At 53.3% G+C, this 25,002-nt stretch carries 32 protein-coding genes and 1 pseudogene; 24 read left to right on the top strand and 9 right to left on the bottom strand.

Translation table 11 applies throughout. The features are described 5' to 3' along the window. Positions 1-123 precede the first annotated feature (123 nt). Both K787_RS0109140 and rimO read left to right on the top strand, forming a co-directional pair. The gene (locus K787_RS0109140) at positions 124-342 is read left to right on the top strand and encodes a YgdI/YgdR family lipoprotein (protein ID WP_022962496.1); all 219 of its coding nucleotides are present in this window, start codon (positions 124-126) and stop codon (positions 340-342) included. A gap of 130 nt (positions 343-472) precedes the next feature. Further along, a complete protein-coding gene (gene rimO, locus K787_RS0109135; protein ID WP_022962495.1) occupies positions 473-1,804 on the top strand; it encodes a 30S ribosomal protein S12 methylthiotransferase RimO in 1,332 nt (443 codons plus the stop codon). A gap of 263 nt (positions 1,805-2,067) precedes the next feature. Here the strand turns inward: rimO and K787_RS0109130 are convergent, their stop codons facing one another. Further along, the gene (locus tag K787_RS0109130; RefSeq protein ID WP_022962494.1) at positions 2,068-3,054 is read right to left on the bottom strand and encodes an integron integrase; all 987 of its coding nucleotides are present in this window, start codon (positions 3,052-3,054) and stop codon (positions 2,068-2,070) included. A 362-nt stretch (positions 3,055-3,416) separates the two neighbouring features. On the opposite strand from K787_RS0109130, the gene K787_RS0109125 reads away from it, so the two are divergent. Further along, positions 3,417-3,941, top strand: coding sequence for a hypothetical protein (locus tag K787_RS0109125; RefSeq protein ID WP_152486811.1), 525 nt, complete (start codon positions 3,417-3,419; stop codon positions 3,939-3,941). A 122-nt stretch (positions 3,942-4,063) separates the two neighbouring features. After that, positions 4,064-4,417, top strand: a complete 354-nt coding sequence (locus K787_RS25040) for a hypothetical protein (protein WP_152486810.1) — start codon at positions 4,064-4,066, stop codon at positions 4,415-4,417. A 37-nt stretch (positions 4,418-4,454) separates the two neighbouring features. Here K787_RS25040 and K787_RS0109120 read toward each other — a convergent pair whose 3' ends face one another. Continuing rightward, positions 4,455-5,408, bottom strand: coding sequence for an IS110 family RNA-guided transposase (locus K787_RS0109120; RefSeq protein WP_022962492.1), 954 nt, complete (start codon positions 5,406-5,408; stop codon positions 4,455-4,457). A 272-nt stretch (positions 5,409-5,680) separates the two neighbouring features. Here K787_RS0109120 and K787_RS24280 point away from each other — a divergent pair, with 272 nt between their 5' ends. Both K787_RS24280 and K787_RS0109110 read left to right on the top strand, forming a co-directional pair. Beyond that, positions 5,681-6,301, top strand: a complete 621-nt coding sequence (locus K787_RS24280) for a hypothetical protein (RefSeq protein ID WP_022962491.1) — start codon at positions 5,681-5,683, stop codon at positions 6,299-6,301. 167 nt (positions 6,302-6,468) lie between these two features. Then, positions 6,469-7,161 (top strand): hypothetical protein, encoded by a 693-nt coding sequence (locus K787_RS0109110; RefSeq protein WP_152486809.1) that lies wholly within the window; start codon positions 6,469-6,471, stop codon positions 7,159-7,161. A 28-nt stretch (positions 7,162-7,189) separates the two neighbouring features. Here the strand turns inward: K787_RS0109110 and K787_RS22660 are convergent, their stop codons facing one another. The 3 genes from K787_RS22660 to istA form a co-directional block, all read right to left on the bottom strand. Further along, positions 7,190-7,555: a transposase gene (locus K787_RS22660; protein WP_268870405.1), complete on the bottom strand. Its 366-nt coding sequence runs from the start codon at positions 7,553-7,555 to the stop codon at positions 7,190-7,192. A 145-nt stretch (positions 7,556-7,700) separates the two neighbouring features. Further along, complete coding sequence (gene istB, locus K787_RS0109100) at positions 7,701-8,498, bottom strand: IS21-like element helper ATPase IstB (protein WP_022962488.1); 798 nt, start codon at positions 8,496-8,498, stop codon at positions 7,701-7,703. Next, positions 8,495-9,514, bottom strand: coding sequence for an IS21 family transposase (gene istA, locus K787_RS0109095; protein ID WP_028614773.1), 1,020 nt, complete (start codon positions 9,512-9,514; stop codon positions 8,495-8,497). The genes istB and istA overlap by 4 nt, the downstream gene beginning before the upstream one ends. 53 nt (positions 9,515-9,567) lie before the next feature. Between istA and K787_RS0109090 the strand changes: the two are divergent. The 4 genes and pseudogenes from K787_RS0109090 to K787_RS0109075 all read left to right on the top strand — a co-directional run. Continuing rightward, positions 9,568-9,808, top strand: a pseudogene (locus K787_RS0109090) (transposase); the annotation flags it as partial. A gap of 35 nt (positions 9,809-9,843) precedes the next feature. Then, positions 9,844-10,005: a hypothetical protein gene (locus K787_RS25210; protein ID WP_022962486.1), complete on the top strand. Its 162-nt coding sequence runs from the start codon at positions 9,844-9,846 to the stop codon at positions 10,003-10,005. Further along, positions 9,978-10,220, top strand: a complete 243-nt coding sequence (locus K787_RS25840; RefSeq protein WP_152486817.1) for a lysozyme inhibitor LprI family protein — start codon at positions 9,978-9,980, stop codon at positions 10,218-10,220. The genes K787_RS25210 and K787_RS25840 overlap by 28 nt, the downstream gene beginning before the upstream one ends. Positions 10,221-10,250: 30 nt before the next feature. Beyond that, positions 10,251-10,511, top strand: a complete 261-nt coding sequence (locus K787_RS0109075; protein ID WP_022962484.1) for a DUF2164 domain-containing protein — start codon at positions 10,251-10,253, stop codon at positions 10,509-10,511. Between the two features lie 202 nt (positions 10,512-10,713). Here K787_RS0109075 and K787_RS0109070 read toward each other — a convergent pair whose 3' ends face one another. Continuing rightward, complete coding sequence (locus tag K787_RS0109070) at positions 10,714-11,160, bottom strand: DUF3010 family protein (RefSeq protein WP_022962483.1); 447 nt, start codon at positions 11,158-11,160, stop codon at positions 10,714-10,716. A 179-nt stretch (positions 11,161-11,339) separates the two neighbouring features. Here K787_RS0109070 and K787_RS0109065 point away from each other — a divergent pair, with 179 nt between their 5' ends. Then, the gene (locus K787_RS0109065; protein WP_022962482.1) at positions 11,340-11,588 is read left to right on the top strand and encodes a DUF3297 family protein; all 249 of its coding nucleotides are present in this window, start codon (positions 11,340-11,342) and stop codon (positions 11,586-11,588) included. A gap of 116 nt (positions 11,589-11,704) precedes the next feature. After that, entirely contained in the window at positions 11,705-12,187 is a 483-nt protein-coding gene (locus K787_RS0109060; protein ID WP_022962481.1) for a YehS family protein, read from the top strand. A gap of 490 nt (positions 12,188-12,677) precedes the next feature. Here the strand turns inward: K787_RS0109060 and K787_RS25835 are convergent, their stop codons facing one another. Beyond that, positions 12,678-12,809 (bottom strand): phage integrase N-terminal SAM-like domain-containing protein, encoded by a 132-nt coding sequence (locus K787_RS25835; RefSeq protein ID WP_370736726.1) that lies wholly within the window; start codon positions 12,807-12,809, stop codon positions 12,678-12,680. Positions 12,810-13,095: 286 nt separating this feature from the next. Between K787_RS25835 and K787_RS0109055 the strand changes: the two genes are divergently transcribed. From K787_RS0109055 to K787_RS22655, 6 genes are all read left to right on the top strand, one after another. Next, positions 13,096-13,641: a GNAT family N-acetyltransferase gene (locus K787_RS0109055; RefSeq protein ID WP_022962480.1), complete on the top strand. Its 546-nt coding sequence runs from the start codon at positions 13,096-13,098 to the stop codon at positions 13,639-13,641. Positions 13,642-13,733: 92 nt separating this feature from the next. Further along, positions 13,734-14,135, top strand: a complete 402-nt coding sequence (gene fos / locus K787_RS0109050) for a fosfomycin resistance glutathione transferase (protein WP_022962479.1) — start codon at positions 13,734-13,736, stop codon at positions 14,133-14,135. Positions 14,136-14,208: 73 nt separating this feature from the next. Continuing rightward, a complete protein-coding gene (locus tag K787_RS0109045; RefSeq protein ID WP_022962478.1) occupies positions 14,209-14,907 on the top strand; it encodes a hypothetical protein in 699 nt (232 codons plus the stop codon). A gap of 159 nt (positions 14,908-15,066) precedes the next feature. Continuing rightward, positions 15,067-15,480, top strand: coding sequence for a nuclear transport factor 2 family protein (locus K787_RS0109040; RefSeq protein WP_022962477.1), 414 nt, complete (start codon positions 15,067-15,069; stop codon positions 15,478-15,480). Positions 15,481-15,593: 113 nt separating this feature from the next. After that, positions 15,594-16,010, top strand: coding sequence for a hypothetical protein (locus tag K787_RS0109035; protein WP_022962476.1), 417 nt, complete (start codon positions 15,594-15,596; stop codon positions 16,008-16,010). 221 nt (positions 16,011-16,231) lie between these two features. Beyond that, positions 16,232-16,846 carry a pyridoxamine 5'-phosphate oxidase family protein gene (locus K787_RS22655; protein WP_022962475.1) on the top strand — a complete coding sequence of 205 codons (615 nt, stop codon included), beginning with the start codon at positions 16,232-16,234 and terminating at the stop codon, positions 16,844-16,846. Between the two features lie 58 nt (positions 16,847-16,904). On the opposite strand, the gene K787_RS0109025 is transcribed toward K787_RS22655, so the two are convergent. Then, positions 16,905-17,564 carry a TetR/AcrR family transcriptional regulator gene (locus K787_RS0109025; protein WP_022962474.1) on the bottom strand — a complete coding sequence of 220 codons (660 nt, stop codon included), beginning with the start codon at positions 17,562-17,564 and terminating at the stop codon, positions 16,905-16,907. Between the two features lie 82 nt (positions 17,565-17,646). Between K787_RS0109025 and K787_RS0109020 the strand changes: the two genes are divergently transcribed. From K787_RS0109020 to K787_RS0109010, 3 genes are read left to right on the top strand one after another with little or no spacing between them, the layout of a single operon-like run. After that, complete coding sequence (locus K787_RS0109020) at positions 17,647-19,122, top strand: flavin-containing monooxygenase (RefSeq protein WP_022962473.1); 1,476 nt, start codon at positions 17,647-17,649, stop codon at positions 19,120-19,122. 14 nt (positions 19,123-19,136) lie between these two features. Beyond that, entirely contained in the window at positions 19,137-19,955 is an 819-nt protein-coding gene (locus K787_RS0109015; protein WP_022962472.1) for an SDR family NAD(P)-dependent oxidoreductase, read from the top strand. A 28-nt stretch (positions 19,956-19,983) separates the two neighbouring features. Continuing rightward, on the top strand, positions 19,984-20,934 hold the full coding sequence (locus K787_RS0109010; protein ID WP_022962471.1) for an alpha/beta fold hydrolase: 951 nt from the start codon (positions 19,984-19,986) through the stop codon (positions 20,932-20,934). On the opposite strand, the gene rarD is transcribed toward K787_RS0109010, so the two are convergent. Continuing rightward, positions 20,929-21,837: an EamA family transporter RarD gene (gene rarD / locus K787_RS0109005; RefSeq protein ID WP_022962470.1), complete on the bottom strand. Its 909-nt coding sequence runs from the start codon at positions 21,835-21,837 to the stop codon at positions 20,929-20,931. The two genes, K787_RS0109010 and rarD, sit on opposite strands and share 6 nt — an antisense overlap. 287 nt (positions 21,838-22,124) lie before the next feature. On the opposite strand from rarD, the gene K787_RS0109000 reads away from it, so the two are divergent. The 3 genes from K787_RS0109000 (at position 22,125) to K787_RS22645 (ending at position 24,999) form a co-directional block, all read left to right on the top strand. Next, complete coding sequence (locus tag K787_RS0109000; RefSeq protein WP_022962469.1) at positions 22,125-22,667, top strand: DinB family protein; 543 nt, start codon at positions 22,125-22,127, stop codon at positions 22,665-22,667. 188 nt (positions 22,668-22,855) lie between these two features. Further along, complete coding sequence (locus K787_RS22650; RefSeq protein ID WP_201765102.1) at positions 22,856-23,836, top strand: transglutaminase-like domain-containing protein; 981 nt, start codon at positions 22,856-22,858, stop codon at positions 23,834-23,836. A gap of 119 nt (positions 23,837-23,955) precedes the next feature. Then, complete coding sequence (locus K787_RS22645) at positions 23,956-24,999, top strand: hypothetical protein (protein ID WP_022962467.1); 1,044 nt, start codon at positions 23,956-23,958, stop codon at positions 24,997-24,999. Positions 25,000-25,002 lie beyond the last annotated feature (3 nt).

Here is a 25,002-nt window from a genome sequence, read left to right as displayed (position 1 = left end):
GGGGTTTTTTTATGCGCACAAGGCCTGGCCAAAGGGTCTACAGAGCAATTCAATTGAACGTTTTAAAATGGCTCTGGTCCTATTTTTGAACATTTTGACAATCTATTTTTAAGAGAACACGATATGAAAAGAACCATTTTGGCAAGTATCTGCGCTTTGGGCATGCTCACTCTGGTTGGTTGTGCCAGCGATCACATCATCAGCACCAACGATGGCCGGCTGATAGAAAGCCAAACCAAGCCCGAGATTGATGAAGACACTGGCATGATCATGTACGAAGACCAGGATGGCCGCGTCAACCAGATCCCACAGTCAGATGTGAAGGAAATCAAGGAGCGCTAGGCCCCGAACTAAGTAGCAGCACTAAATAGCTGACCAATGGCAGTTCTTGCTGCTGGTCAGCTCGCAAAGCCGTCGATAGAATACGCCGTTCGAATTCTTCGGCTCCGGCCGCGCGCCCAAAAGGACCCACATGTCTACTACTGCATCGACCAATCCCAAAGTCGGGTTTGTTTCACTCGGCTGCCCCAAAGCACTGGTCGACTCGGAACGCATCCTCACCCAGCTGCGCATGGAAGGCTATGACGTGGTCGGCTCCTATGAAGATGCCGATGTGGTGGTGGTCAACACCTGCGGCTTTATCGACACAGCCAAGGCCGAATCCCTCGACGCCATCGGCGAAGCCATTGCCGCCAACGGCCGGGTCATCGTGACCGGTTGCATGGGCGTGGAAGAAAGCGTCATCCGCGATGTGCACCCGAGCGTGATGGCCGTTACCGGCCCGCAGCAGTACGAGCAGGTGGTCAACGCCGTACATGAAGTCGTGCCGCCCCGCGCTGATCACAACCCGTTGATCGATCTGGTACCACCGCAGGGAATCAAACTCACGCCCCGCCACTACGCCTACCTGAAAATATCCGAAGGCTGTAACCACAGCTGCAGCTTCTGCATCATCCCGAGCATGCGCGGCAAACTGGTCAGCCGCCCGATTGGCGATGTGCTGGGTGAAGCCGAGCGCCTGGCCAAGGCCGGCGTGAAGGAACTGCTGGTTATCTCCCAGGACACCAGCGCCTATGGCGTGGACATCAAATACCGCACCGGCTTCTGGAATGGCCGCCCAGTCAAATCACGCATGACCGAAATGTGCGAAGCGCTCAGCGAACTGGGCATCTGGGTACGCCTGCACTACGTCTACCCCTACCCGCACGTGGACGAGCTGATTCCGCTGATGGCCCAGGGCAAAATCCTGCCGTATCTGGATATCCCCTTCCAGCACGCCAGCCCGAAAGTGCTCAAGGCCATGAAACGCCCCGCGTTTGAAGACAAGACCCTGGCGCGCATCAAGAAATGGCGCGAGATCTGCCCCGAACTGACTATCCGCTCGACGTTCATTGTCGGCTTCCCCGGTGAAACCGAAGAAGACTTTCAGTACCTGCTCGACTGGTTGACCGAAGCCCAGCTTGACCGCGTTGGCTGCTTCAAATACTCCGCCGTCGACGGCGCCCCCGCTAACCTGCTGGCCGACGCCGTACCTGAAGAGGTCAAAGAAGAACGCTGGGAACGCTTTATGGCCCACCAGCAAGTGATCAGCAGCGCACGCCTGCAGCAGAAGATCGGCAGCGTGATTCAGGTCGTTATCGACGAAGTAGACGAGGACGGCCCCATCGGTCGCTCCATGGCTGATGCTCCGGAGATCGACGGCAACGTTTACATCGACACCGAACAAGACCTGCAGCCCGGCGACATGATCACCGTCAGAGTCACCGACGCTGACGAATACGACCTCTGGGCCGAACAGATCTAAGCCCACCACCTCCTGGAGATGGCCGAGTTCACCTCGGCCAACCCCTTCTTAAACGTCCATTGCTTCGCCGCACACACCACTTGGCATCATTGCAAAACTACGGCAATATCAGTCCAAAGCAAGGATGACGGTCAGCACCCCTTCCCTCCCAGGCATGGACGCCGGACATCCCTCTTGCACCCCATAATCCGACACGGCTACACCCTGCGCGACATTAACGTGCACAGGTGGGGCGGTAGCGTCTCCAAAAATGACCTAACCGTTCACACCCTGTCCAGCGGACTCGCCACTCCACGGGCGTGAGCACCGACCACATGCGTGTAGATCATCGTTGTATTCACATCAGTGTGACCCAGCAATTCCTGAATACTGCGAATATCCGTTCCAGCCTTTAGCAGGTTGGTCGCAAAGCTATGACGAAAGGTATGACAGCTGGCTTTCTTGTGGATGGCCACCTTGGACAAGGCCGCAGCCACAGAGCGGCGCACCTGCTGCTCACCTACATGATGACGGCGAACAACCTGGCTGCGAGGATCGACTGCCCTTTGCGGCGCAGGAAAAACGTATTGCCACTGTGGGCGGGTTGGCGCTTTCGGATATTTCTTGGCCAGAGCTCCCGGCAAATAGACCGCGCCGAAGCCTTCCCCCAGGTCACGCTGATGCAGAGCCAGGGCCAGATCGATTTGCGCACGCAACGGATCCAGCAAGGATTGCGGCAACAGTGTACGCCGCCACTTCTCGCCCTTGGCCTCGCGCACGAAGAGACATTGCTCGGCAAAATCGACATCCTGCACACGCAGACGCACAGCTTCCATCACGCGCAAACCAGAGCCATACATCAGGCTGACAACCAACTGATGCGCGCCATGCATAGCGGCAATGACTTGCATCGCTTCTTCATGAGAAAACACCACCGGCAGACGACGCCCTTTACTGGTCTTACTGAATTGCAAGTCACCCAGGTCGCGGCCGAGGAATTGCCGGTACAAATAAACTACCGCGTTAAGCGCTGTTTTCTGGGTGTTGATCGCTACGTTCCGCTCATTGGCCAGATAGCTCAACCAGGCATCGACCTCCTCCGCACCCATAGCCTCTGGATGGCGCCGCCCATGGAAGCGAATGAAATCAAGCACCCAAAGGCAATAGGTCTTTTCCGTACGATAAGCCAGGTGTTTGGCACGCATATGCGCGCGAAAGCGATCCATAAAGCGAAAGGGATGAGACGGGAGAGGAACCGGAATGTCGTCCATAAACTGCCTCCATGCTGTATATAAAACCAGCATTAACGAATAAGCAGTGCGGAACAACCATGAAAAGTGATCGTTGTGACCCATATCTCAGAAAAATTGCGGAGACGGCGCAATTACTATTGTATTTCAATGAGTTGAAAACGGAGTGGATATCGGGGATATGAGTCGCAGTGACCGTTTTGTCAGGTGGCTGTAAATCCGATTCGGGGCTGGGAACTGCGTATGACGGGACTTCCAGGTACGCTTGAGTTAAATTCCAAAAAGACAAAATGATCACCGACATATTGGTCGGTGTGACCACTATATAAATGTTAGCGCATAAAACTGAGAGGGAAAATTTGACTGATTTCCAGATCGCAATAATGACACTTTTGATCGGTTATTTTCTTGGCCAATCTACAGACTGGATAAAGTTTTACTTCACTGTGTGGAGGAAAATGTCCGCGATTAATGTAGAGATTGAGGATATCGTTTGCATACTGCAATACAAGAGATCTCGAATTGAAGAAATTGCCGGAATGATTGCAGATCCTAGAATGATAGGTAAGCCAGCCCCTGGAGAAATTAGCGAGCTAATGTATAGCAAACATTTCTCTGATATTTCACCTTATTATTCACGGAAAAAGAGATCAAGGATCTTCACGTTTTATCAAACGATCAAAACTTTTAATGAAGGCACTGCGGATCTTAAGTGCAGAGACCCCGAATACTTTAACAAGGGACTAGCTAACTTGTACTATTATGCGCTTCTTAGTATTGAGGCAGCCACAGATTTATCCAGTCCTGAAAATATTCCGGATCTACATAAAAAGGAAGCTCGTCTAAGGAAAGCAAATAAAGAAGTAGAGAGTTTTTGTATTAAATATAAGCTTTTAAATGGCGATTAAAGGCGCTAACAATCGGCTGCACAGCGACCGATTTTCCGCCGCTTCGCGGCTCCAAACCGGCGCGCGAGCAGGGCGTTATGTGAAGCCGCTCCAATTAAACTTCAAATGATGGAACTCTGAAAATGGTAACACAATACAAGTTAACCGTATGTCCTTCATGCAGCGGCTATGGGGAGTTGGAAACAAGCCCTGTGGTGTTGGCTGCTCAGTTGGCCTTAGACGTAGCAAATCTTGTAGGGGGGGGATCTGTTTATTCAAAAAATCCGATTCTTGTAGGTGCTATTAAACAACTTGAATCTGCATTAGAGAAAAGCAGGGAGATAGGTGGTTATCTTGATGGTAATGAAAATGCTTTTTTAGGTGCAGCAGCCAGTTACGCACGAGCAATTCAAGATCAACAAAATAATCAAAATAAATATACAAATCTCTTAGACACTTTGCATCGAATGTCACCTATCAAAGAAGTGTCAATATAGCGCACATAACAAGTGACTGTGGTGTCAACGAGCCAAATTAGGCTGTTTTTTCACGCCACGGCTCCTGGTTTTTCACCATGGTGTTGAGCATCACAATCATCTTGCGCATGCAGGCAATCAAGGCAACTTTTGGGAGCTTTCCCTGGGCTTTCAGACGCTCGTAGAAGTGTTTGAATACCGGGTTGCATTGAATCGCCGACAGCATGGCCATGAACATCACTGTCCGGACTCTATGACGCCCTCCTCGTATCCGTCGCTTGCCCGTCAGCTTGCCGCTGTCACGGTTCATGGGGGCAACACCGACCAATGCCGCAATCTCTTTTCGATTGAGCTCACCCAGCTCAGGAAGCTCGCTCAGTAGTGTGAAGGCGAGCACCTTGCCGACACCCGGAACGCTGGTCAGGATATCTGTTTTGGTTTGCCAATGATCGACCTTGGCGACTTCCTGCTCGATCTGGCGGGTGATGCTCTTGATCTGGGTCTGGAGCGTTTTGAGTAGACTCTTGATAGAACTGTGAAGCGATTTTGGCAGGATCTGAAGGCGGTTTTTCTCCATGGTTGACATCTCCATGAGCTGACTGCGCCGCGCCAACAGGTCTTTGATTTTCTGAGAGGATTTGTCTGGAATAGGTTTGAATTCTGGCTTCAGTGTAGCGGCATACTTGGCAATGACCTGAGCGTCGATGCGGTCAGTTTTTGCCAACACACCGATGGCCTGGGCATAGCGCCTAACACTGATGGGATTAACTACAATGATGGGCAAGCCAGCATGACTGCAGGCTTGAACCAGGGCATGCTCATGACGACCTGTGGCTTCTACCACGATCCGCTCAATGGGAAATCCTTTGAGGATTTTCACAAGCTCGCGGATATGGGCTTCGCTGTTAGGAATGGTAAAGAACTGTCCGGAAGGATGAAGGGCGATATCGAGTTTGGCTTTGCCGACGTCGACACCGATGTTGATCAGGGTTTGGTTTTCTGAATTGTTCATAATAAGCTGACTCTGCCTTGCTATACGGGCTCGAGGCCCCGATGACTGTTCGAGTTATCGCTTTAGAGTCATGCAGCGCTACCCACTTGTTATCGGTCTCTCGAAAGAGGAGCCGTCGCAACACCGAGCTGCTGCATGAAGGCCCCCGATGGCCGTCGGGGGTGGGCCTCAATTTACCCAAACACGGCAGAAATTATCCATACAAGTCAATGCAGTCGACCGCTGACGCGCCGGCTGATTGAAGCGTTAGGCATTAAGATGGAGTTGTCGTAATGGGCTACCACGACGTCGGGCCGCTTCGCATCTCACCTTCGCATACGGCTGATGACTGGTCTCAGCTTGTACCAGATGCCAAAGCTGATTGGGCGAGAGCGGTAGAGATTCTGCGGGATCGCATTGACGGAAGGTTCCTAGATCACGCTCGCAACTGTCTGCAGTCCGAAACGTCGGGATTCGTGGTCCTCGCCATCGATTGCATGCTAATCGAGGCGTTGGAGCAGTTTCGGCGAGGAATAGTCGATGGTCGTGGCCAGTCAGGGGAGCTCATCAGGTCTTTTCTGGCTGGTCCACGCTTCCAGCCTCATTTCTGTTCTGTAGCTGCAAATGCATTCTATGAGGACATCAGGTGCGGCCTCCTGCATCAAGCGGAGGCAAGGAGGCTCTGGCTCATCCGACGCTCCCAGGCTGAATTGCTTGTAACAAAGAGGGAAACAGACACCGACGTTGGATACATTATCGACGTAGTGAAATTTCACGAGGCACTCGAGAGTGCGTTCGATGACTATCTGAATGAGCTCGTAGATCCCGACCGCGAGCAGTTGCGGGAGAATCTCTGGACCAAGATGAACCACATCTGCCAAGTGCGGCGGCAGAGAGCGGGGCTGTTTGGATGAGTGGAAGTCTTATTTTGGGGGGACCCCTGTGATGCCTAACCATGCCATTAAGTTCGCGCACTCCGTGCACCGGACGTCGTTTCACTCGGCCGCTTATGGCGGGCGTTAGAATTTTGAGAGAGAGTATTTTGCGTAACTTGAAACTCAAAGTAGAAGATTCGCTTTCCATGGATACGAAGTTGTGGCGATATATCGATCTGGCAAAATTTGTATCATTATTGGATTCAGGTGCTTTGTGGCTTGCTAGGTCTGATACTTTTAGAGATCAAAGTGAGGGGCGGTTTCCAAGCGAGATGAGAACTGCCATTGAAAAAGCTTACGCAAGCTTCTGTGAAAAAAATGACTCACCGATAAATAGCGCTGATGATTTTCAAGAGTATTTATGCAGAAATGCTTATGTGAGTTGTTGGCATAAAAACGTCGATGAAAACATGGTCATGTGGGAGCTCTATGGCCGGGACAGCAACGCTGTTGCCGTACAAACAACTGTGGGAAAACTCAAATCGAATATCTCAACAATAAATTCTGGAGGTATAGAGTTTCATTTAAAAAATATTCAATATTCTAGAGCTGAAGATGTTGAAGGTAAGCTTAACTATAGCGCCCCATTTTTTATAAAACGGCCACATTTCAATTTTGAGCAAGAATGTCGTATTTTACTAAGTACATACTCAGCTATCAGCCCGAATAAGGATACTCCCCTCGGAGTATCGATGAAATTAAACGTCGTAAATGCTATCGAAAAAATATTGGTTCATCCGGATAGCCAAGATTGGTTCGTCAAAGTCGTTCAGTCTATTTCGGCTAAGTATGGTCTAAGCGCTCCTGTTGAGAGAGGAGAGTATGGCAACAAATTCTAACAAGTGACTGTGGTGTCAACGCGCAAAATTAAGCAGTTTTTTCACGCCACGGCTCTTGGTTTTTCACCATGGTATTGAGCATCACGATCATCTTGCACATGCAGGCAATAAGAGCGACTTTTGGCAGTTTCCCCTGGGCTTTCAGACGCTCGTAGAATTGCTTGAATACCGGGTTGCATTGGATCGCCGAGAGCATGGCCATGAACATCACCGTTCGGACTCTATGACGACCACCACGGATCCGACGCTTGCCCGTGAGCTTGCCGCTATCTCGGTTGATGGGTGCAACACCAACCAGGGCTGCGATCTGTCGTCGGTTAAGGTCACCGAGCTCAGGAAGCTCACTCAGTAGCGTAAATGCCATGACTTTGCCTACACCTGGGACGCTGGTCAGGATGTCGGTTTTGCTTTGCCAGTGATCGACTTTGGCAACTTCCTGCTCGATCTGTCTGGTGATGGTTTTGATCTGTCAACGACGGTTCAAAACTGACCCACTTATCGGCGATATCGTCGGTTTAAAACTGACCCACCCTTGGCGATTAATTGCTGGTTAATAGATCCTGGCTGCTGGCCGAGACCGGCGCTATACCCGCAGCGTTCTTGTCCTTCAGACGGTAGCTTTCGCCCCGGATCTGCACGATATGCGCATGGTGTAACAACCGGTCTAACAGCGCTGCCGTCAAGGTTGTGTCATCGGCGAAGGCATGGGACCACTGCGAGAACGGCAGGTTACTGGTTACGATGACACTGCCTTGCTCGTATCGCTTGGCGATGACATTGAAGAACAGATTGGCTTCTTCGCGGCCAAACGGCAGATAGCCGATCTCGTCGATGATCAGCAGCCGCGGAGCTAGCACGCTGCGCTTCAAGTACTGATCTAGGCGTTCCTGTTTGCGGGCTGTTGCCAGTTGCAGCATCAGATCGGCTGCGGCGATGAAGCGCGTCTTGATGCCTTGAGCGACGGCTTTGTGACCCAGGCTGATGGCGAGATGGCTTTTGCCAACGCCACTGGGGCCGAGGAGTACGACATTCTCCGCTCGCTCCACGAAGGCCAGACTTGTCAGTTCGTTCAGCTGTTTGCGTGGTGCGCCGCTGGCGAATTTGAAGTCATAGTCCTCGAAGAGCTTGCGCCCAGGGAAGCCGGCAAACTTAAGTAACGTCTCCCTGGAGCGCAGTGACCGTGCACCCAGCTCCAAGTCCAATAGCTGCTCCAGGAAGTCAGCCAGCGTGCCTTCTTGTGAGGCGCAATGGTCTGCCATGGCCGCCCATTCGTTAGCGAGCGTGTCGAGCTTTAGGCTCGCGCAGGCGTGTTGGATACGCTGATGTTGCAGGTTCATGGACGCGCCTCCAGCAGCCGGTCATAGGTGCTCAGCGGATGCTGGAAGCTCTCCCTGGGCATAGGCCGAGTGGTGGCTGGTATTTGCTCTAGGCCCCGTTTTGCCTGCCGTGGCAAAGGACTGAGCTGGAAGCGCTCCTGATCCAGCAATATCTGGGGCTTGATGCCGGTGGTGCCGTGGATACGTTGATGCGCCACACGCTCAAGCCAGGGACCTATGTGGGCGTTAGCCGTTGGGACGTCCAGCCGCAGGCCGGCCTGGTTCAGGGTCGCTGCCAGAGGCGTGATGAAGCTGTTCTTCAGATAGCCATTGAAGCGCTCAACCTTGCCTTTGGTGAGTGCTCTGTAGGGTCTGCAAGCGCGGGCGATAAAGCCGTAATCCCGCGCGGTCGCCAACAGTTGCGCATTCCAACGATGATGGCCTTCGCCGTAGGCATCGCGCTCAATCATGATGGTCTTGGCGTTGTCGAACAGGATCTCTTGGGGCACCCCGCCGAAGTAATTGCATGCCTCCTCGATACCGCGCAGCCAGTCATCCTGACGCTCATGCTCGGAAAACCGGACATAGGTGGCGCGGCTATAGCCCAGCGTGGCGACGAAGGCTTTAATCGTGCGCCGGTGGCGAGAAATGGTCGTGAAATCAACCTGCATCTGCTTGCCGGGCGGGGTCTCGAAGCGAACCACCGGATCAACCTCGACCGTTTTGAGCTCGGCAACGTAGTACTTGAGCTGGGAGATGCCGCCGGTGTAGCCACGAGCTTGAATCTCGCTAAGCAACACCGTTGCGGGTATCCAATGCGGCCTGGCAGCTTCGATTCGACCTAACAGATAAGGCTTGTAGGGCTCCAGCTTCGTTGGTCGCGGACTCCGGTCTGGATAGCTAGGTACAACGGTCAGATCTCGCAGGTACCGCCGTACGGTATTGCATGACACTCCGAGTTGCTTTGCGATGGCGCGAATGCTGTTGCCTTGGCCATGTAATACATGAATTTCCACGAGTCTCTCCTGAGTCAACATCGGCCGCCGCTCTGGTCATTTGATTAGGCGGCCATTTTGCTTCAGGTGGGTCAATTTTAAGTCGACGTTGGTGGGTCAGTATTACTCCGGCGGTGACAATTAACTACCAAGAGCAGCTCCAGCCGGGCACGTTCGAGTACGCTGTTGACTACCTGATCGACCACAAGCTGGATCTGTCGGTACTTCACCCGCGCTATCGTAATGACAACACCGGCCGCATGGCCTACGACCGGCCATCCTGCTGAAGATCATTCTGTTGGCTATTCCAAAGGCATTGCCTCCAGCTGCTGCCAGATCCGGCATTAGCCATCACTATCAGGAGTAACTGCATGACCAAATGGACGCTCGTAGCGCTTATTCTTTTCTGCATCAGCCTCTCCGCTCGCGCGGAAGTTAGCCTTTACAGCCAACGCTACATTTCCTGTGTGGACAATTCGGGCGGTATAGCCATAGAAATGCATAACTGCATTGTCGACAAGACATCAGGCTAAATGAGGCATATAGAACTCTCACTGGCAATCTCACCGGCAATCGAAAGAAAGAACTACTTGCCGCGCAACGACTTTGGATTCGGTATCGTGATGCGAATTGTAAAGTCTATGCATATCCAGATGGTGGCACCGCGTCTGCGGTTCATGCAGCTTCTTGCGAGCTAGAAATGACAGCTCAACGCGCCAAAGAGCTTGAAAACCTGTTTATTGCCTAAATAAATGTTATGTAATTCAAGGATCTCACGATGGACAAAATTGAATTTTCAAAGGACGAGAAGGAGATAATGATCCAGAAAGTCAAGATGTATTTTCGAGAAGAGTTGAACCAGGACGTCGGAAACTTTGAAGCAGAGTTTCTTATCGATTTCTTTGCCGAAGAGATGGGTGGCTTCTTCTACAACCGTGGCCTGTATGATGCCGAGACCATGATCTCAGAAAAAGTTTCTGAAATTTCCGATCTGTTGCTTCAGCTAGAAAAGCCAGTTTCGGTGGGTAACAAGGGGTGAATCGAAATTCCGGTTGGCGTACTACACCACGTAACCAAGTGTTCTAGTTTGTTCCGGGCCGAAGGGCCCTTCACCGGACAGCCTTGTAGCCGCTTCGCTCTGCCATAGCATGAGGGTCCCTACAGTTCGTCTTCAAGCGGAAGCAGAACAGCACCTTATTTTCCGCTGTGCCGCCGACTGGCTCCCGCGCGACTTGCAGCCTCTACTCTTCCTTGGAAGCGTACTTGTCTTTCATCAGATAGGCGTAAGCCGTATTGAAGGCAACCTCCTGATAGACCTTGAGGTCAGTTTCGGCATAGTCAATCTGTATCGGGTTGCGCTTCAATGATTCCTTGATATCGGTCGTGGACAGGATGATCACGTCCAGATCGCTGATCAGTTCGATGGCCGCTTCCAGCTTAAAACCCACCGCGCCGCCAGCAAATTTGCCCTTCATCGGTCGCTGGCGGATAACCACCCGGTCCACTTGGTAGTCCTGCATCAACTTGGCAAAGGTCTGCTGAAGATAGCGCAGCTCGCGTGTGCTGTTGATGTCTGTCAACGTCAGCCGCCTGGAGCGAAAATCAGGCAGCTCAAAAATTTCGTCTGTCAGCGACAACAAACATACATTCACATCATTACTGTTGATTTCAACGCCACACACTTTCATAGAGCACCCGATTTGGCTAGACCCGCGCATTGTAGCGCAAAATTCCTGGCCAATATGGGTGTTGCAGCCAAATTGCCTCCCAACGCCCGTTAACTGTGCTGAAACCCGTGTTGCGGTTCTTGAGTGCTCGTTCTTTACTGTCTAAGATAGCTGGCTGTATTCCAACTCAGGACCACCGCATGAACGATACTAAATCGCTACCTCCCTTACCGGATAGACTGTCGAGCAATCCCCGTAGCCCGCATTATGTAGAGGCGATTTTCGACCATAATATTGGCATTCTGTTGAACGGCAAGGAGCGTACCAACGTGGAGGAGTATTGCATCAGCGAAGGGTGGATAAAAACCCCTTCCCCTAAAGCATTGGACCGCCGCGGACAGCCACTACTGATCACGCTGAAGGGCACGGTTGAAGCCTTTTACAGTTAAGTGTTTTGCTGTTTCGGGCGTTCAAGCCCATCTAGCGACAACGTCTAAATTCAGCAAGACCAAGACCCCCAGTTACTGCCTAAAGACGTTTGGCTTATCTGAAAACCAGGAATTGCATGTTGACTAACAATGATATTTTACGCCGCTTACGTTATACATTTGATTTAAAAGACAGTGCGGTGGGCGACATACTCGCCTTGGCCGATATTGACGTAACCGAAGAGCAAGTAGCCGCCTGGTTAAAAAGAGAGGAAGACGACGACTGTCTCAAGATGAATGACCGTGAAATGGTCGCTTTTCTAAATGGCTTTATTAACTTCAAGCGTGGCAAGCGCGACGGAGCGCAACCACCGCTAGAAGAGCGTCTTAACAATAATATGGTATTGCAAAAATTGCGAATCGCTCTCAATTTGCAGGCTGAAGGCGTTTTACACGTGTTAGCGCTAGCCGACTTTCGTTTAAGCAAGCATGAATTAAGTGCTTTTTTTCGCAAGCCCGGCAATAAGAATTATCGAGAATGCAAAGATCAGATCCTTCGCAAGTTTTTACTCGGCATTCAACTTCAATTAAGACCCGGCGAGATTGATCCAGAGTCATAATAAAATCGTACACTTCGCCCGCCAAAAAGCCATTCATTATTAGTACGCATCACGGCTGCATTGATGACGTCAGTTGTTACTGACGTCGGCGCGTTGCGCCTAAACTAACGCTAGCGGCCTGCAACACCGTACAGTTTCAACGTCTACCTGCAAATGGCCGATCCCCTCAGCCTAATGCATCAATTCCGGGAAGGCCGAATTCCACCTCGGCCAATAATCTATCCCGTAACACCAGGCAACCCGCGTCACACAAACCTTGGCAGTACCCCAAAACTCCGGCACTATCCGGTGACTGCAAGCCCGCTTGTCAGCACCCTTCCCTTCCCGGCACGGATGCCCGATAAACCCGCCTGCACCCCTTACTTGTATGATCCCGCCCCTGCTGGTTTACGCTGAGCAGTATGGGCGGTAGCGTGCCTGAAAGCTGTTCATTAAACTGGCAACACATTGACGAGCCCCGCTCATGGCACCAATCACCTGCATTGCCTCCTCATGGGAAAACACCACAGACAAACGCTGCCCCCATATCCTCGGGATGTCGGCGCCCATGGAAACGAATGAAATCAAGCACCCAGAGGCAGTAAATCTTTTCAGTGCGATAAGCTAGGTGCTTCGCACGCATATGCGCCTTGAAACGATCCATGAATCGCACGGGATTCGACGGAGAGGAACCGGGATGTAGTCCATTGACCACCTCAATACTGTATACACAACCAGCATTGATCAAAAAACAGGACAGGGCAACACAGAACAATGATCGTTATAACCGACATCTCAGAACATAAATAGGAGTCGCGTTTTATGGGACTTATAGACGAGTCAAAGTTAAATTCAAAAAAGACAAAACGATCACCGACATATTGGTCGGAGCGACCACTATATAAATGTTATAGGGCATCACCTGACGTATGATTAGAACGGAAAGATTAATACTTCGGCAATGGGATGACGAAGACCTCTATCCCTTTTCACAGATGTGTAGGGATAAAGGCGTGATGGAGTTCTTCCCGAAGCTTCTGACGGAGGAAGAAAGCTACAGCATGGGGAGAAAAATCAAGTCTCTCATTGCTGAGCGTGGGTGGGGATTTTGGGCTGTAGAGATTCCTGGTCAAAGTAAATTTATTGGATTTGTCGGGCTGCACATCCCCAAAGAAAGCATGCCGTTCTCACCATGTGTTGAGATTGGCTGGCGTCTTGCTAAACGATATTGGGGCATGGGTTACGCGACAGAGGCCGCCAACGAATCATTGCGGTATGCTTTTACTCATTTGGGTTTAGATGAGGTGGTCTCTTTTACGACAGTGCGCAACATTCGTTCTCAAGCCGTCATGGAAAAAGTCGGAATGTCCTATGCCAGCAATTTTGAGCATCCGGACCTAGAACCTTCTGACCCGCTTCGCGAGCATGTTTTGTACAAGATAAACAGAGGCCAGTGGGAGCTACATGCCCTATAACCAAGCCAGGCACGGCGACCTACATTGCGGCTTCGCCTCCATTTCGTAGCCGCGCGTGCTGAGCAGCGTTACGTTTTCGCAAGGTGAAACGCATGATTACCGGCATCAATCACATCACCTTTTCGGTCCGGGACCTGAGTTTGTCGATCGAGTTCTATCGTGATCTTTTGGGAATGAAGTTGCATGTTTTCTGGGACACCGGCGCTTATCTGACAGCGGGCGATATGTGGCTATGTTTGAGCTTAGGCGCTCAGCCAGTGCCGGCCAAGGACTATACGCATATCGCTTTCAGTGTCAGCGAAGTGGAGCTTTTGGAGCTGCGAGCTAAACTGAACCGGGCTGGGATTGAAGAATGGAAGAAAAATACCAGTGAGGGCGACTCCATTTATTTACTCGACCCTAATGGGCATCGCCTTGAGCTTCATTGCGGAACATTGGCAACCCGCCTGGCTGAGCTGAGGTGCTCGCCTTATAATGGACTGGTGTGGTGCTGAAACGTAACAAACGGCTGTTGTCCGTTGACGCCCTTCGCGGATGGGCGTTAGACCCATAAAGAGGAGCACGTCTATGGCCGACAGCTCAATCGGAATTGTTGACGCCGCGAAGGGTCTCGCGCGAAATCCGCTCGGCATCATTGCTCTGTTTATCGTGCTCGTGTACGGGTTTGCTTCTTTGGTCACTGCCTTCGCAGGATCTTTCACACCTGAAGAGCGTCTGCCCCTGATCTACTTTTTAGTCCTTTTCCCTATCGTAGTGCTGGCAGTCTTCGCGTGGTTAGTCAGTGCGCATAGCGGCAAGCTTTTTGCTCCGGCAGACTTCAAGAACGAAGAGAACTTCGTGCGATCGGCGGGTATACCTTATGGCCTAGCAGGTATTGACGATCAGTCGCACATAAAGGCCGCATCCACCGCCCCGAGCATATCACTAGTTGCGCGGGCGACTGGGAGCTTCTTCTGGCTAGGTCATGATCTGATGTGGACTGCGGACGTACTTCTCCGGGAGGGTCCCCAAAAAGAAATTTCGATCGGATTGACCCAGGCGCGACATCACTTGGTCCAGGTAGGCTTGGAGGGAACGCCAATCGACGTCGAGCTCATCGCCTTGCGCGAGTTAGTCCAACAGTCAGAAGAGCTCTCTCTATCGCCGTCTGTACGGGACAAATATGCGAGTCAGATAGGTTCCATTATTGACCGGATCGGAATAACCGCGGAAGCTTCGCAAGGTAACTTCAAAGTGCCGCCGTACTGGAAGCGTATCCGTGCCTAAACCTTAAGTGATAGGGGTCTATCCCTTTATTGCACCGGACAGCGTTCGAAGGCTTGAGGTCATGGTTTTACGCAGAGATGGGGTTTGAAAGCACATCATTCATCATGTCCAGGTTTGTCGCATCCTCAAGACTTGTTTCACCACATCTGAGTACAGGCCATGTCAACTGAAAAGAATAGGGCAACTCTGGAGCATGTGTTTGCCGAAACTGCAAAGGGCAATGGACGCCCGTTCGTCGAGATGCTCGCCGATAACGTATCTTGGACCATCATCGGAACCACCGCATGGTCCAAGACCTATAGCGGGAAGCAAGCGGTACTCAAGGAGCTGCTCGGACCGCTGAACGCACAACTTGATGGCCCAAACATTATCAAGGCCTGCAATCTCGTCGCAGAGGGCGATACTGTAGTCGCGCAAGCACAGGGGCACAATCGCACCAAGTCGGGTAAGGAATACGCCAATACTTACTGCTGGCTGTTTCACTTCCGTGACGGCAAGGTTGTTAAGCTGATTGAGTACACTGACACCGCTCTCATTGAAACGGCACTGGAACCACCAGCCCTCGCTCCGTAACCACGCATCCCAATGCGGCCTCACCCCTCGTTCACCGCATCACAGATGTCGAATAAATGGCGAAGGTTCGCCGCTACGTAACGGAAACTCTGTCCTGTATCAAGGAGTAAACGATGTTGAAGCCGGTCATACAGGAAGAAACTACAGGCTGCGGTATTGCGTCTGTTGCCAACATTCTGGGCAAGACCTACTCGGAAATGAAGGACACAGCAAATGCTATGGGTATTCATGCTGAAGATAAATCGCTTTGGTCTGATACCCAGTATGTAAGGAAGATGCTGTCTCATGCTGGTGTAGAGACGTCTGCCGGGGAGATTCCCTTTGAATCGTGGAATGCGCTACCTGATTTGGCCTTGCTGTCCATCAAGCATCATCAGGAAGAGGGCAAAAATTTCTGGCACTGGGTTGTTTTCAAACGTGTAGATGGCCAGGCTTTTGTTCTAGATTCAGCAAGTTACCTCCCATCTAATATTCGAACGGACTTCAATGAAATGCAGCCCAAGTGGTTTATTGAGGTCAAGAATCCATAACCAGACCTTTGAATTCACTCCCTAATGTCACCGCCGGACGCACCCTCCTCGCTCCGTTGATGGCGGATGTTAGATGCCGCTGAACGTTGCTCACAGCCGTGCAGCTATAACAAGACTGTATTCAGTATTGTTGGCATGACATTGATTGTCACTGGTGTGGTAGTGATCAATGTTTATGCGAAAGTCAGTGTGCATTCCTAAAGCAAGGACAAGGACCATACATGAGCAAAAGGTACAAAGAACTGTCAGATAGTCACATTCAGTTCATTGGCGAGCAGCGGATCTACTTTGTTGGCACGGCGACAGAAGACAGCCGCATCAATGTGTCGCCGAAAGGAATGGACTCACTTCGCGTGCTCAGCAGCCAGCGCGTTGCTTGGTTAAATGTTACTGGAAGCGGAAATGAAACCGCTACACATGTTCAGCTGACCCCCCGTATGACCATCATGTTTTGCGCGTTCCAGGGGCCGCCAATGATCTTACGGCTGTATGGTGAGGCAAAGGTGGTACATAGGAATGACCCGGAGTGGGATGAGTTGTTCCCGCTGTTTAGCCCCCTGGCGGGAGCCAGACAGATATTTGACCTGCAGGTAGATCTGGTTCAGGTCTCGTGCGGAATGTCGGTTCCTTACTACCAATACGAGGGTGATCGCGATCTCCTTCTGAACTGGGCGGAAAAGCGCGGTGACGAGGGCTTGCGTCAGTATTGGCTTGAGAAGAACCAGGAGAGCATTGACGGCGCTGAGACTCACATCGCGGCGAAGAATATCGGAGGGTCTCCCAGCTCTTCCGTTGCGCCCGAGGATAAAAGGCCAACGTCTGAAAGTAAGGTGTAGATGCCAGTGACGTTGCTAACGAGTGCGTTAGCCTAGGGTGCCCAAATGGAGACTCCGGTCAGCCGTTGTCGTCAAGTAACGACACACCCAACTTAAGCGCGGTCTCGGTCACCACGTCCACCGGTGTGCTGTACCCGTTAGCCATCCAGTGCAGCGCGATATGGATCACGCCACCGAGAATGCCGGCCTGCAGTAATTCATCAAAGCGCCGACCGGGGCGCGCGAGCACGCGGGCGATATCATCGCTGGTGGCCTTCAACGCTTTTTCAATGGCCTCGTCCACTGCCGGGCTGATGCCGCGAATTTCGATCAGCAACAGACGGCCGATGGTCGGGTTGTCTTTCAGGCTTTGGAAATACGCCTGTAACATCGCCCTGCTGCGTACCACCGGATCCCTCCCCGCGGCCTTGGCCGCCGCCATATTATCTTCACGCATCCAGCGCGCCGCCTGCTCGTAGCAGGCGATCAGTAGCTCATCGCTGTGGGCGAAGGACTCATAGAAATAGCGCTGAGTCAGCCCCGCTGCATCACACACCTGCTTAACGCCCGAGTGCCGGTAGCCGTTCTGGCCATAGACCTGGATCGCTGCATCAATCAGTTGTTGCCGGCGTTGCGCCCGGCGCTCTTCAACCGCCGAGCCACGGTAGTGTCTTTTGTTCACGGTGGTGGCCGCGGTAGCAGCCGCGATGCTGCTTGGGTTGGAGGTAGTGGTATTCATGAATTGAATTCTGACAATAGGGATTGCCAAATTTTATATGACAATTTAGATTGTCACCACCACCCATTGTCGGGACATCCGCATGAGCACAGCACAACAACAATTCCAACCCGCGCCGCTGGACGTTCTCATCATCGGTGCCGGCCTCTCCGGTATTGGCGCGGCCCGCGCACTGACCGATCAATGCCCGGACAAACGCTACCTGATTCTCGAGCGCCGCGCGGCCATGGGCGGCACCTGGGACCTATTCCAGTATCCTGGGATCCGCTCGGATTCTGACATGTACACCCTGAGTTACAGTTATAAACCCTGGACCCACCGCAAGGCGATTGCTGACGGTGCGGACATCAAGCGCTATATCGAGGACATCGCCGAGGAATCCGGCATTACCAGCCATATCCGCTTCCAGCGCAAAGTGGTTTCCGCCAGTTGGTCGAGCGAACAAGCGCTCTGGACGGTGACCGCGCTCGCCACAGACGCGCAGGGCCAGGAGCATGAAGAAGTCACCCAGGCGCGCATGCTCTCAGTTTGTGCCGGTTACTACAGTTACGACGAGGGCTACCGCCCGGACTTCCCCAATGAAGCCGAGTTCAAAGGCCAGATCATTCACCCACAGTTCTGGCCGGCGGATCTGGATTACGCGGGCAAGCGGGTGGTGGTAATCGGTAGCGGTGCGACCGCGGTGACGCTGGTGCCGGCGCTAGCGCAAATGGCTGCGCATGTAACCATGCTGCAGCGCTCACCCAGCTACGTGGTGTCCCGCCCGTTGGAAGATGGTTTTGCTCGCACTCTGCAGAAATGGTTACCGATGCCTGCAGCACATTCCCTGGCCCGCTGGAGAAACGTACTGCTGGGCTCGTTCTTCTTCCGCATCGCCCGTAACAAGCCGGAGCTGTTCACGCAACGCCTATTGCACATGGTCAAGACCCAGGTCGGCCCCGAGGTGGACATGAAGCACTTCACCCCGGCCTATAAGCCATGGGACCAGCGCCTCTGCGCGGTACCCGACGGGGATCTGTTCCACGATATCCGCGCCGGGCGCGCGTCCGTGGTGACCGATACTATCGAGACCTTCACCGCAGACGGCATTCGCCTGGCCTCCGGCGAAGAGCTGCCGGCAGATATCATCATCACCGCCACCGGTTTGAAGTTGAATGCTTTGGGCGACGTGAATATCAGCGTAGACGGCCAACCAGTCGCCTTTGGCGAGCATATGGCCTACAAGGGCATGATGCTCAGCGACATCCCCAACCTGATCCTCACCTTTGGTTATACCAACGCCTCGTGGACGCTGAAGGCCGAACTGACCTCCAACTACACCTGTCGCCTACTGCGCTATATGGACCGCAAGGGCTATAAGGTAGCGGTGCCACGCCGGGATGCGGACGTGCAGGATGCGCCCTTTCTCAACTTCACCTCTGGCTACGTACAACGTGGCGAAGGCATGCTGCCCAAACAGGGCGACCGCAAACCCTGGCAGGTGCACCAGAACTACCTGCAAGACAAGCTGACCATTCAATACGGCCGGGTCGATGACGGCGTAATGCAATTTCAATAACAAGGATAAAAACCATGCAAGTAAACGATTGCGTTGCGGTACTAACTGGCGCGGGCAGTGGTATTGGTCGGGCTTTGGCCGTGGCTCTGGCGCAGCGCGGCTGCCATCTGGCACTGGCCGATGTAAATGCAGCAGCGCTTGCGGAAACCGCCGAACAGGCCCGTGCGCACGGAATACGCGTCAGCGAGCATCCGCTGGATGTGGCCAACCGCGCCTCCGTGGCCGCCCTACCCCAGGTTGTTATGGCCCAGCATGGCCAGGTCGATTTGCTGATTAACAACGCCGGCGTCGCGCTGGGTGGCAATTTCGACCAGATCAAGACTGAGGACTTCGACTGGCTAATGGCAATCAACTTCGACGCAGTGGTCTGCATGACCCGCGCCTTCTTGCCGCTGCTTAAACTGCGCCCGGCAGCGCGCATCGTCAATATATCCAGTCTGTTCGGTCTGATCACGCCGGCCGGGCAAACCGCCTATTGCGCGAGCAAGTTCGCGGTTCGCGGATTTTCCAATGCACTGCGTCTGGAACTGCACGGCGGCCCGGTCGGCGTCACCGTAGTGCACCCCGGCGGCGTTGCCACCGCCATAGCCACCAGCGCGCGCGCACCTGAAGGCGTAGACGCAGCAGAACATGCACACAAACTGAAACAGGCAGAAAAACTGCTGCGTATGCCACCGCCGAGGGCCGCAGAAATCATTCTAAACGGAATCGCGCGGGACAAGCCGCGTGTGGTTGTTGGTAATGATGCACGTATAGTGTCTTGGCTGGAGCGCCTGATGCCGGTCAATTACTGGCGCCTGTTGCCCGGTATTGCTACCCAGAAAACCAATTGAACCTGTCCGCCATAAAAGGAATTTCACGGTGAATTACTTTTTCAGTGCACTTATCATCGGCCTGTCGATGTTCCTCGGCGGGCTGTTTCTGTTCACCCTGTTCATCACCCTGCGCGTGCAAATGGGTCTGCCACCCGAAGGCCGCTTCGTAAGCGTGATGGGCAACCGCATTCACTACCTTGAGCAGGGTAAAGAGCAAAACAGCGCATCCACCATCCTGATGATCCACGGCCTCGGTGGTGTGGCACAGAACTTCAGCTACAGCGTGCTCGGTGACCTGGCCAAAACCCACCGGGTGGTCGCGATTGACCGCCCGGGGAGCGGCTATTCTGAGCGCCACCCGCGTTCATCCGCATCACTGGCAGTGCAGGCGGATGTGGTTGCGGGCGTGATCGACGCACTTGACCTGGGCAAGCCGTTGATCGTCGGCCACTCCCTTGGTGGCGCTGTCGCCTTGGCCACCGCCTTGCGGCATCCGGACAAAGTAGCTGGCCTCGCACTGCTCGCCCCGCTCACGCATATGCCCAAAGACACTCCAAAAGCCTTCGCCGCCCTGGGCATCACCTGGCCCTGGCTGCGCAAGCTGGTCGCCTGGACCCTGGCGACGCCCGTATCGATCCTGCAGAAAGACAAGGTGATGGATATCGTATTTGGCCCGGAAAGTGTACCCGAGGACTTTCCGGTACGCGGCGGCGGCCTGCTGGGCCTGCGCCCTGGCCAATTCATTAGCGCCTCGGCCGACATGAACGCCCTGGCGGACACATTGCCGATGATGCAGCAGCAATACCCTACCCTCGCGCTGCCAATCGCCGTTCTCTATGGCCGCCAGGATCGAATTTTGAATCATATGGAACAGGGCCAGGGACTCGCCGATGTAGCAGCAAACGCCGAGCTGGAGCTGATCGATGGCGGGCATATGCTGCCCATCACCCAGCCCGAGGTAACCGCCGACTTTATTCGCCGGCGTGCCACGCTATAGTGCAGCCTGGCGGCTTCTGGACGATTTCAGGATTTGCCAGGCCGACCAGGAATATAGTGCCAGCGCCAGCCAGATCAGGGCAAAACTGGCGAGCTGAACAGCACTGATCGCCTCCTTGAACACGAAGACAGCAATCAGAAACTGTATGCTTGGGTTGATGTACATAAGAAAGCCCACGGTGGCCAGGCGCAAACGCCGGGCTGCCCCGGCAAACGCGAGAAGCGGTATCGCGGTGACTACCCCGCTGGCCATCAGCAGCAATACCGTGCGCGAATCCTGAGTGAAGTGAGACAGCTCCAGCTGTGCCAGCGCAGCCAGTGCCAGCAAGGCCAGGGGCAACAACAGCAGCGTCTCCACAAACAGACCAGACAACCCATCCAGCAGTATCTGTTTGCGCAGCAGTCCATAGGTACCGAAACTCAATGCCAGAATCAGGGTGATCCAAGGCATCGTCCCGAGTAGCACTAGTTGCAGCAAAATCCCCGCAGCTGCCAGCCCCACCGCCACACCCTGCAACCGCGCCATGCGCTCACGCAGAATCAACATGCCCAGCGCGACGTTGATGAGCGGCGTCAAAAAGTAGCCCAAGCTGGCCTGCAGCACATGATGGGTTTCAACCGAGTAGATATACACGCCCCAGTTAAGCGCAATTAACACCGCACACCCCAGCACCTTGCCGAGCCGCCCTGGATGCGCCAACGCCTTCTTCACCGGCGCCCAACGGCGCATCAGGGTGATGACCAGCGCAAGAAACACGCAGGACCAGATAATCCGGTGAATCAGGACTTCATAAGCCGGCACGCCCTGGAACAACGCGAAGAACAACGGAAAGCAGCCCCACATCGTGTATGCGCTGACGCCGTAGGCAATGCCTTGATTGTTCTCGGTAAGTTTTACGGCCATTAAGCACTCGGTTCATTGGGTGGCAAAGTCCTACCAATTCTACAGCTCCCAAACTCACAGCGACCAGACGCCCAAGCGCCAGATCACATTTGCTATATTTCAATCTGCTTACCCTCCGAACCGGAACGGACCCTAGCTTGCTCCATCACCGCCTTTGAACAATCACCTGATCGCGGCCACAGGCGCTAAAAAACAAAATATCATGCAGCAATGCGAATCTTTGACGGCACGTAATACGAATTTGTAATCGACTGGGTACCCCCGCAAAAAAGACGAGATACTCTCTTATGAGCCTAAAACAGCACTTTGAAATGCTCGCTGCCTACAACCAGCTTATGAACTCAACAGTGTATATAGCTGCGAGCCACCTTAGCCCAGCAGAATTCGCCAAAGATCGTGGCGCCTTTTTTGCCTCGATTCAGGGCACACTCAATCATATTCTTGTTGGCGATACCATTTGGCTCAAGCGTTTTGCTACTCACCCCTCATGCCAGAACTCATTGCGACATGTGGTCGCTCTGCCAAGCCCTACCAGCCTGGATCAGATTCTTTTCCAGGAATTCAATAGTCTGTGGAAACATCGTGCATGGCTGGATCAACAGATTATCGACTGGGTCGACGCACTGCCTGAAGCGAAATTGGATGACGTTCTGAGCTACCAGAACAGCAAAGCGCTGCCATTCAGCAGACAATTTTCCAGCCTGATTCTGCATTTCTTTAATCACCAGACTCACCATCGCGGCCAGGTTTCGACTTTGCTATCTCAGGCAGGCGAAGATATTGGGGTGACCGATCTGCTGGCGTTGATTCCGGACCAACCCTCTATATAAATCATCCGGTAGACGACCGAGCATGTGTTTTATGGGTTGCGGCGGCCCGGCTATCTTCCTGTTCTGAGCTGATACAAGACCCACCTACGTCCAAACTGATTTCTCCTACGTTTTTGAACACGCAGCGCCTGCTGTAGTCCTATATACGCCACCTCTATTTGAGGCAGCCATCTGCGTTCGGGATGGTAATGTCCTGTACGGGGTTCAGCTCTGCCTATTTCCTCCGTTCCAACAGAGAACACATTGTCATGGTTCGATTAAAAATTTCGATTGAGCTGGCATATGGAGTGCTGGATGCATCTTGTGATTTCTTATTCAACGTTCATCCAGCCATCACAGAAAGCCAGCAAGTCCTTAGTGAGACGGTGACCATCAACCAACCCGTGCAACAGCACCTGTTCGTTCAGAAGGATGATGGTACACGGTGGCTGAAAATACGGGGCAACAGCGGAGCACTGGTGGTGCGTTATGAGGGTGTAGTGGAAATTCGTCACACCATAGCTCAGCCTGCGGCTCTGGAGGAGATGGCGGTAGCCGATCTGCCGATGGATTTATTTAGTTATATCTATCCCAGCCGGTATTGTCAGTCAGACCGCTTGCAGGCGCTGGCGAACCACGAGTTCGGTAATATGCCACCGGGATACAACCGTGTGCTCGCCATTCGCAATTGGGTATACCAGAGAACCAAGTTTACCTCGGGCAGCTCTGGCGGCAGCACCTCGGCTCTGGATACGCTCACCGACCATGTTGGTGTGTGCCGCGATTTTGCCCATTTGATGATTGCCACTTGCCGGGCCCTGAATATTCCTGCGCGCTTTGTCTCGGGCATTGACTATGGCGCTGACCCGGCCATGGGACCTTCGGATTTTCATGCCTACGTTGAGGTATTTCTAAGTGGCCGCTGGTACCTGTTTGACCCCAGTGGCGTATCACCAACAATGGGGCTGCTGCGACTTGGCACCGGCAGGGATGCAGCAGATGTGTCCTTCGCCACGATATTTGGCGCGGCAACCTCTACACCACCGGTAATTGCTATTGAGGCTGTCGAGGACGCACAGAACGGGCTTGTGTTACCGGTGCATCAGGCCAATGCATTATCAACCGCAGGCGCACCTAAAACACTTTTTACTGCCGCTGATGCGGCCGCAAACACCGCCCCACAAACTTAACAGGGAAAAAATGGGTCGCAGGCCGCAGGTAGTTGCGTGGTCTTGCCCATGAACGGCAACAAGCTGGATTCCTTCGAACAGGCTATAGTCAAGCTATCGAATAATATGCAAGGGATTCCATGCGCAAAACTCCTCTGCTGGCCCTGCTCCAGACCATGCTACTGCTCTACGTTGGCAGCCTGATTGCTGACGACTCAGACCTCCCGGACTGGACAGTGGAACGCATACGCCCGATGCACGAGGGGGTCTCGCGCTGGGTCGATTCAAGCTCACGCAACCTTGATGGATTTTTTGGTAGTGATGATGAAAGCCGTGAAGTCAGAAACAAGTCCTACCTGCGTATAGGCAATGATTTTGAGTGGGCTGAGTCCGAGGGGTTCAGCACCGACCCCAGCATTCGCTTCAAGCTTGACCTGCCCACCACCAAAGAGCGGCTGCGGCTAATCATTGAAAGTGAGCCGGAAGAATCGCGCGGCACCCTCAGCGAGCAGGGCTCCGCCCGTTTGCGCAATGACCAGACCAGCAGGGAAAGCACGGTAATTGGCCTTAGCCGGCTCAGTGACAAGGACAAGACCCGGCAGTGGGATACTCGTGTAGGTGCGGGGGTCAAGTTCCGCCTGCCCCTGGACCCTTATCTGCGCCTGAGCACCGAACGCCTGTGGAATCTGGGGGCTGGCCCCTGGCAGTTGGAGTCCTACAACCGGCTGTCCTGGTTCAACAGTGACGGCTATTCAGCCCGCAGCCGCTGGGATATTGGCAAACCACTGGATGACACACGCCATCTGCGATTCCTGACCAACATTCAGTGGCAGGAAGATGAAGATACACTGGAGCTTTCCGAATCGGTCGAGATCAATCAACGACTCAGCCGCCGCAGCGCCATGCGTTATGCCGCCGTCATCGTTGGTAACAGCGCCTCGAACCCGCGTATCAATGATTATTATCTGCTAACCCAATACCGCCGCAACCTGCACAAGGAGATACTGTTTGCTGACATCATCCCTGAGCTGCACTTCCCTAGGGAGGCCAACTTTGAGCCGCGCTGGGCACTTAGCCTGCGACTGGAGATGTATTTCAGCGGCAATGTCATAGACCGCCAACGGGAAAGGCGCGACAACGAGGACATGCAAGGACGTGAACAAGCATCAATCCAGCAACGCTGACAA

The organism is Halopseudomonas pelagia CL-AP6, from assembly GCF_000410875.1.
Classification (GTDB): Bacteria; Pseudomonadota; Gammaproteobacteria; order Pseudomonadales; family Pseudomonadaceae; genus Halopseudomonas; species Halopseudomonas pelagia.
Note: the sequence above shows the minus strand (reverse complement) of the source record. Positions and strands in the feature narration are given on the sequence as shown.

Excerpts from the sequence above, each read along its gene's own strand:
- K787_RS0109140 (WP_022962496.1), top strand. The coding sequence starts at position 124 with ATGAAAAGAACCATTTTGGCAAGTATCTGCGCTTTGGGCATGCTCACT.
- rimO (WP_022962495.1), top strand. The coding sequence starts at position 473 with ATGTCTACTACTGCATCGACCAATCCCAAAGTCGGGTTTGTTTCACTC.
- K787_RS0109130 (WP_022962494.1), bottom strand. The coding sequence starts at position 3,054 with ATGGACGACATTCCGGTTCCTCTCCCGTCTCATCCCTTTCGCTTTATG.
- K787_RS0109125 (WP_152486811.1), top strand. The coding sequence starts at position 3,417 with ATGACACTTTTGATCGGTTATTTTCTTGGCCAATCTACAGACTGGATA.
- K787_RS25040 (WP_152486810.1), top strand. The coding sequence starts at position 4,064 with ATGGTAACACAATACAAGTTAACCGTATGTCCTTCATGCAGCGGCTAT.
- K787_RS0109120 (WP_022962492.1), bottom strand. The coding sequence starts at position 5,408 with ATGAACAATTCAGAAAACCAAACCCTGATCAACATCGGTGTCGACGTC.
- K787_RS24280 (WP_022962491.1), top strand. The coding sequence starts at position 5,681 with ATGGGCTACCACGACGTCGGGCCGCTTCGCATCTCACCTTCGCATACG.
- K787_RS0109110 (WP_152486809.1), top strand. The coding sequence starts at position 6,469 with ATGGATACGAAGTTGTGGCGATATATCGATCTGGCAAAATTTGTATCA.
- istB (WP_022962488.1), bottom strand. The coding sequence starts at position 8,498 with ATGAACCTGCAACATCAGCGTATCCAACACGCCTGCGCGAGCCTAAAG.
- istA (WP_028614773.1), bottom strand. The coding sequence starts at position 9,514 with ATGTTGACTCAGGAGAGACTCGTGGAAATTCATGTATTACATGGCCAA.
- K787_RS25210 (WP_022962486.1), top strand. The coding sequence starts at position 9,844 with ATGACCAAATGGACGCTCGTAGCGCTTATTCTTTTCTGCATCAGCCTC.
- K787_RS0109075 (WP_022962484.1), top strand. The coding sequence starts at position 10,251 with ATGGACAAAATTGAATTTTCAAAGGACGAGAAGGAGATAATGATCCAG.
- K787_RS0109070 (WP_022962483.1), bottom strand. The coding sequence starts at position 11,160 with ATGAAAGTGTGTGGCGTTGAAATCAACAGTAATGATGTGAATGTATGT.
- K787_RS0109065 (WP_022962482.1), top strand. The coding sequence starts at position 11,340 with ATGAACGATACTAAATCGCTACCTCCCTTACCGGATAGACTGTCGAGC.
- K787_RS0109060 (WP_022962481.1), top strand. The coding sequence starts at position 11,705 with ATGTTGACTAACAATGATATTTTACGCCGCTTACGTTATACATTTGAT.
- K787_RS25835 (WP_370736726.1), bottom strand. The coding sequence starts at position 12,809 with ATGCGTGCGAAGCACCTAGCTTATCGCACTGAAAAGATTTACTGCCTC.
- K787_RS0109055 (WP_022962480.1), top strand. The coding sequence starts at position 13,096 with ATGATTAGAACGGAAAGATTAATACTTCGGCAATGGGATGACGAAGAC.
- fos (WP_022962479.1), top strand. The coding sequence starts at position 13,734 with ATGATTACCGGCATCAATCACATCACCTTTTCGGTCCGGGACCTGAGT.
- K787_RS0109045 (WP_022962478.1), top strand. The coding sequence starts at position 14,209 with ATGGCCGACAGCTCAATCGGAATTGTTGACGCCGCGAAGGGTCTCGCG.
- K787_RS0109040 (WP_022962477.1), top strand. The coding sequence starts at position 15,067 with ATGTCAACTGAAAAGAATAGGGCAACTCTGGAGCATGTGTTTGCCGAA.
- K787_RS0109035 (WP_022962476.1), top strand. The coding sequence starts at position 15,594 with ATGTTGAAGCCGGTCATACAGGAAGAAACTACAGGCTGCGGTATTGCG.
- K787_RS22655 (WP_022962475.1), top strand. The coding sequence starts at position 16,232 with ATGAGCAAAAGGTACAAAGAACTGTCAGATAGTCACATTCAGTTCATT.
- K787_RS0109025 (WP_022962474.1), bottom strand. The coding sequence starts at position 17,564 with ATGAATACCACTACCTCCAACCCAAGCAGCATCGCGGCTGCTACCGCG.
- K787_RS0109020 (WP_022962473.1), top strand. The coding sequence starts at position 17,647 with ATGAGCACAGCACAACAACAATTCCAACCCGCGCCGCTGGACGTTCTC.
- K787_RS0109015 (WP_022962472.1), top strand. The coding sequence starts at position 19,137 with ATGCAAGTAAACGATTGCGTTGCGGTACTAACTGGCGCGGGCAGTGGT.
- rarD (WP_022962470.1), bottom strand. The coding sequence starts at position 21,837 with ATGGCCGTAAAACTTACCGAGAACAATCAAGGCATTGCCTACGGCGTC.
- K787_RS0109000 (WP_022962469.1), top strand. The coding sequence starts at position 22,125 with ATGAGCCTAAAACAGCACTTTGAAATGCTCGCTGCCTACAACCAGCTT.
- K787_RS22650 (WP_201765102.1), top strand. The coding sequence starts at position 22,856 with ATGTCCTGTACGGGGTTCAGCTCTGCCTATTTCCTCCGTTCCAACAGA.
- K787_RS22645 (WP_022962467.1), top strand. The coding sequence starts at position 23,956 with ATGCGCAAAACTCCTCTGCTGGCCCTGCTCCAGACCATGCTACTGCTC.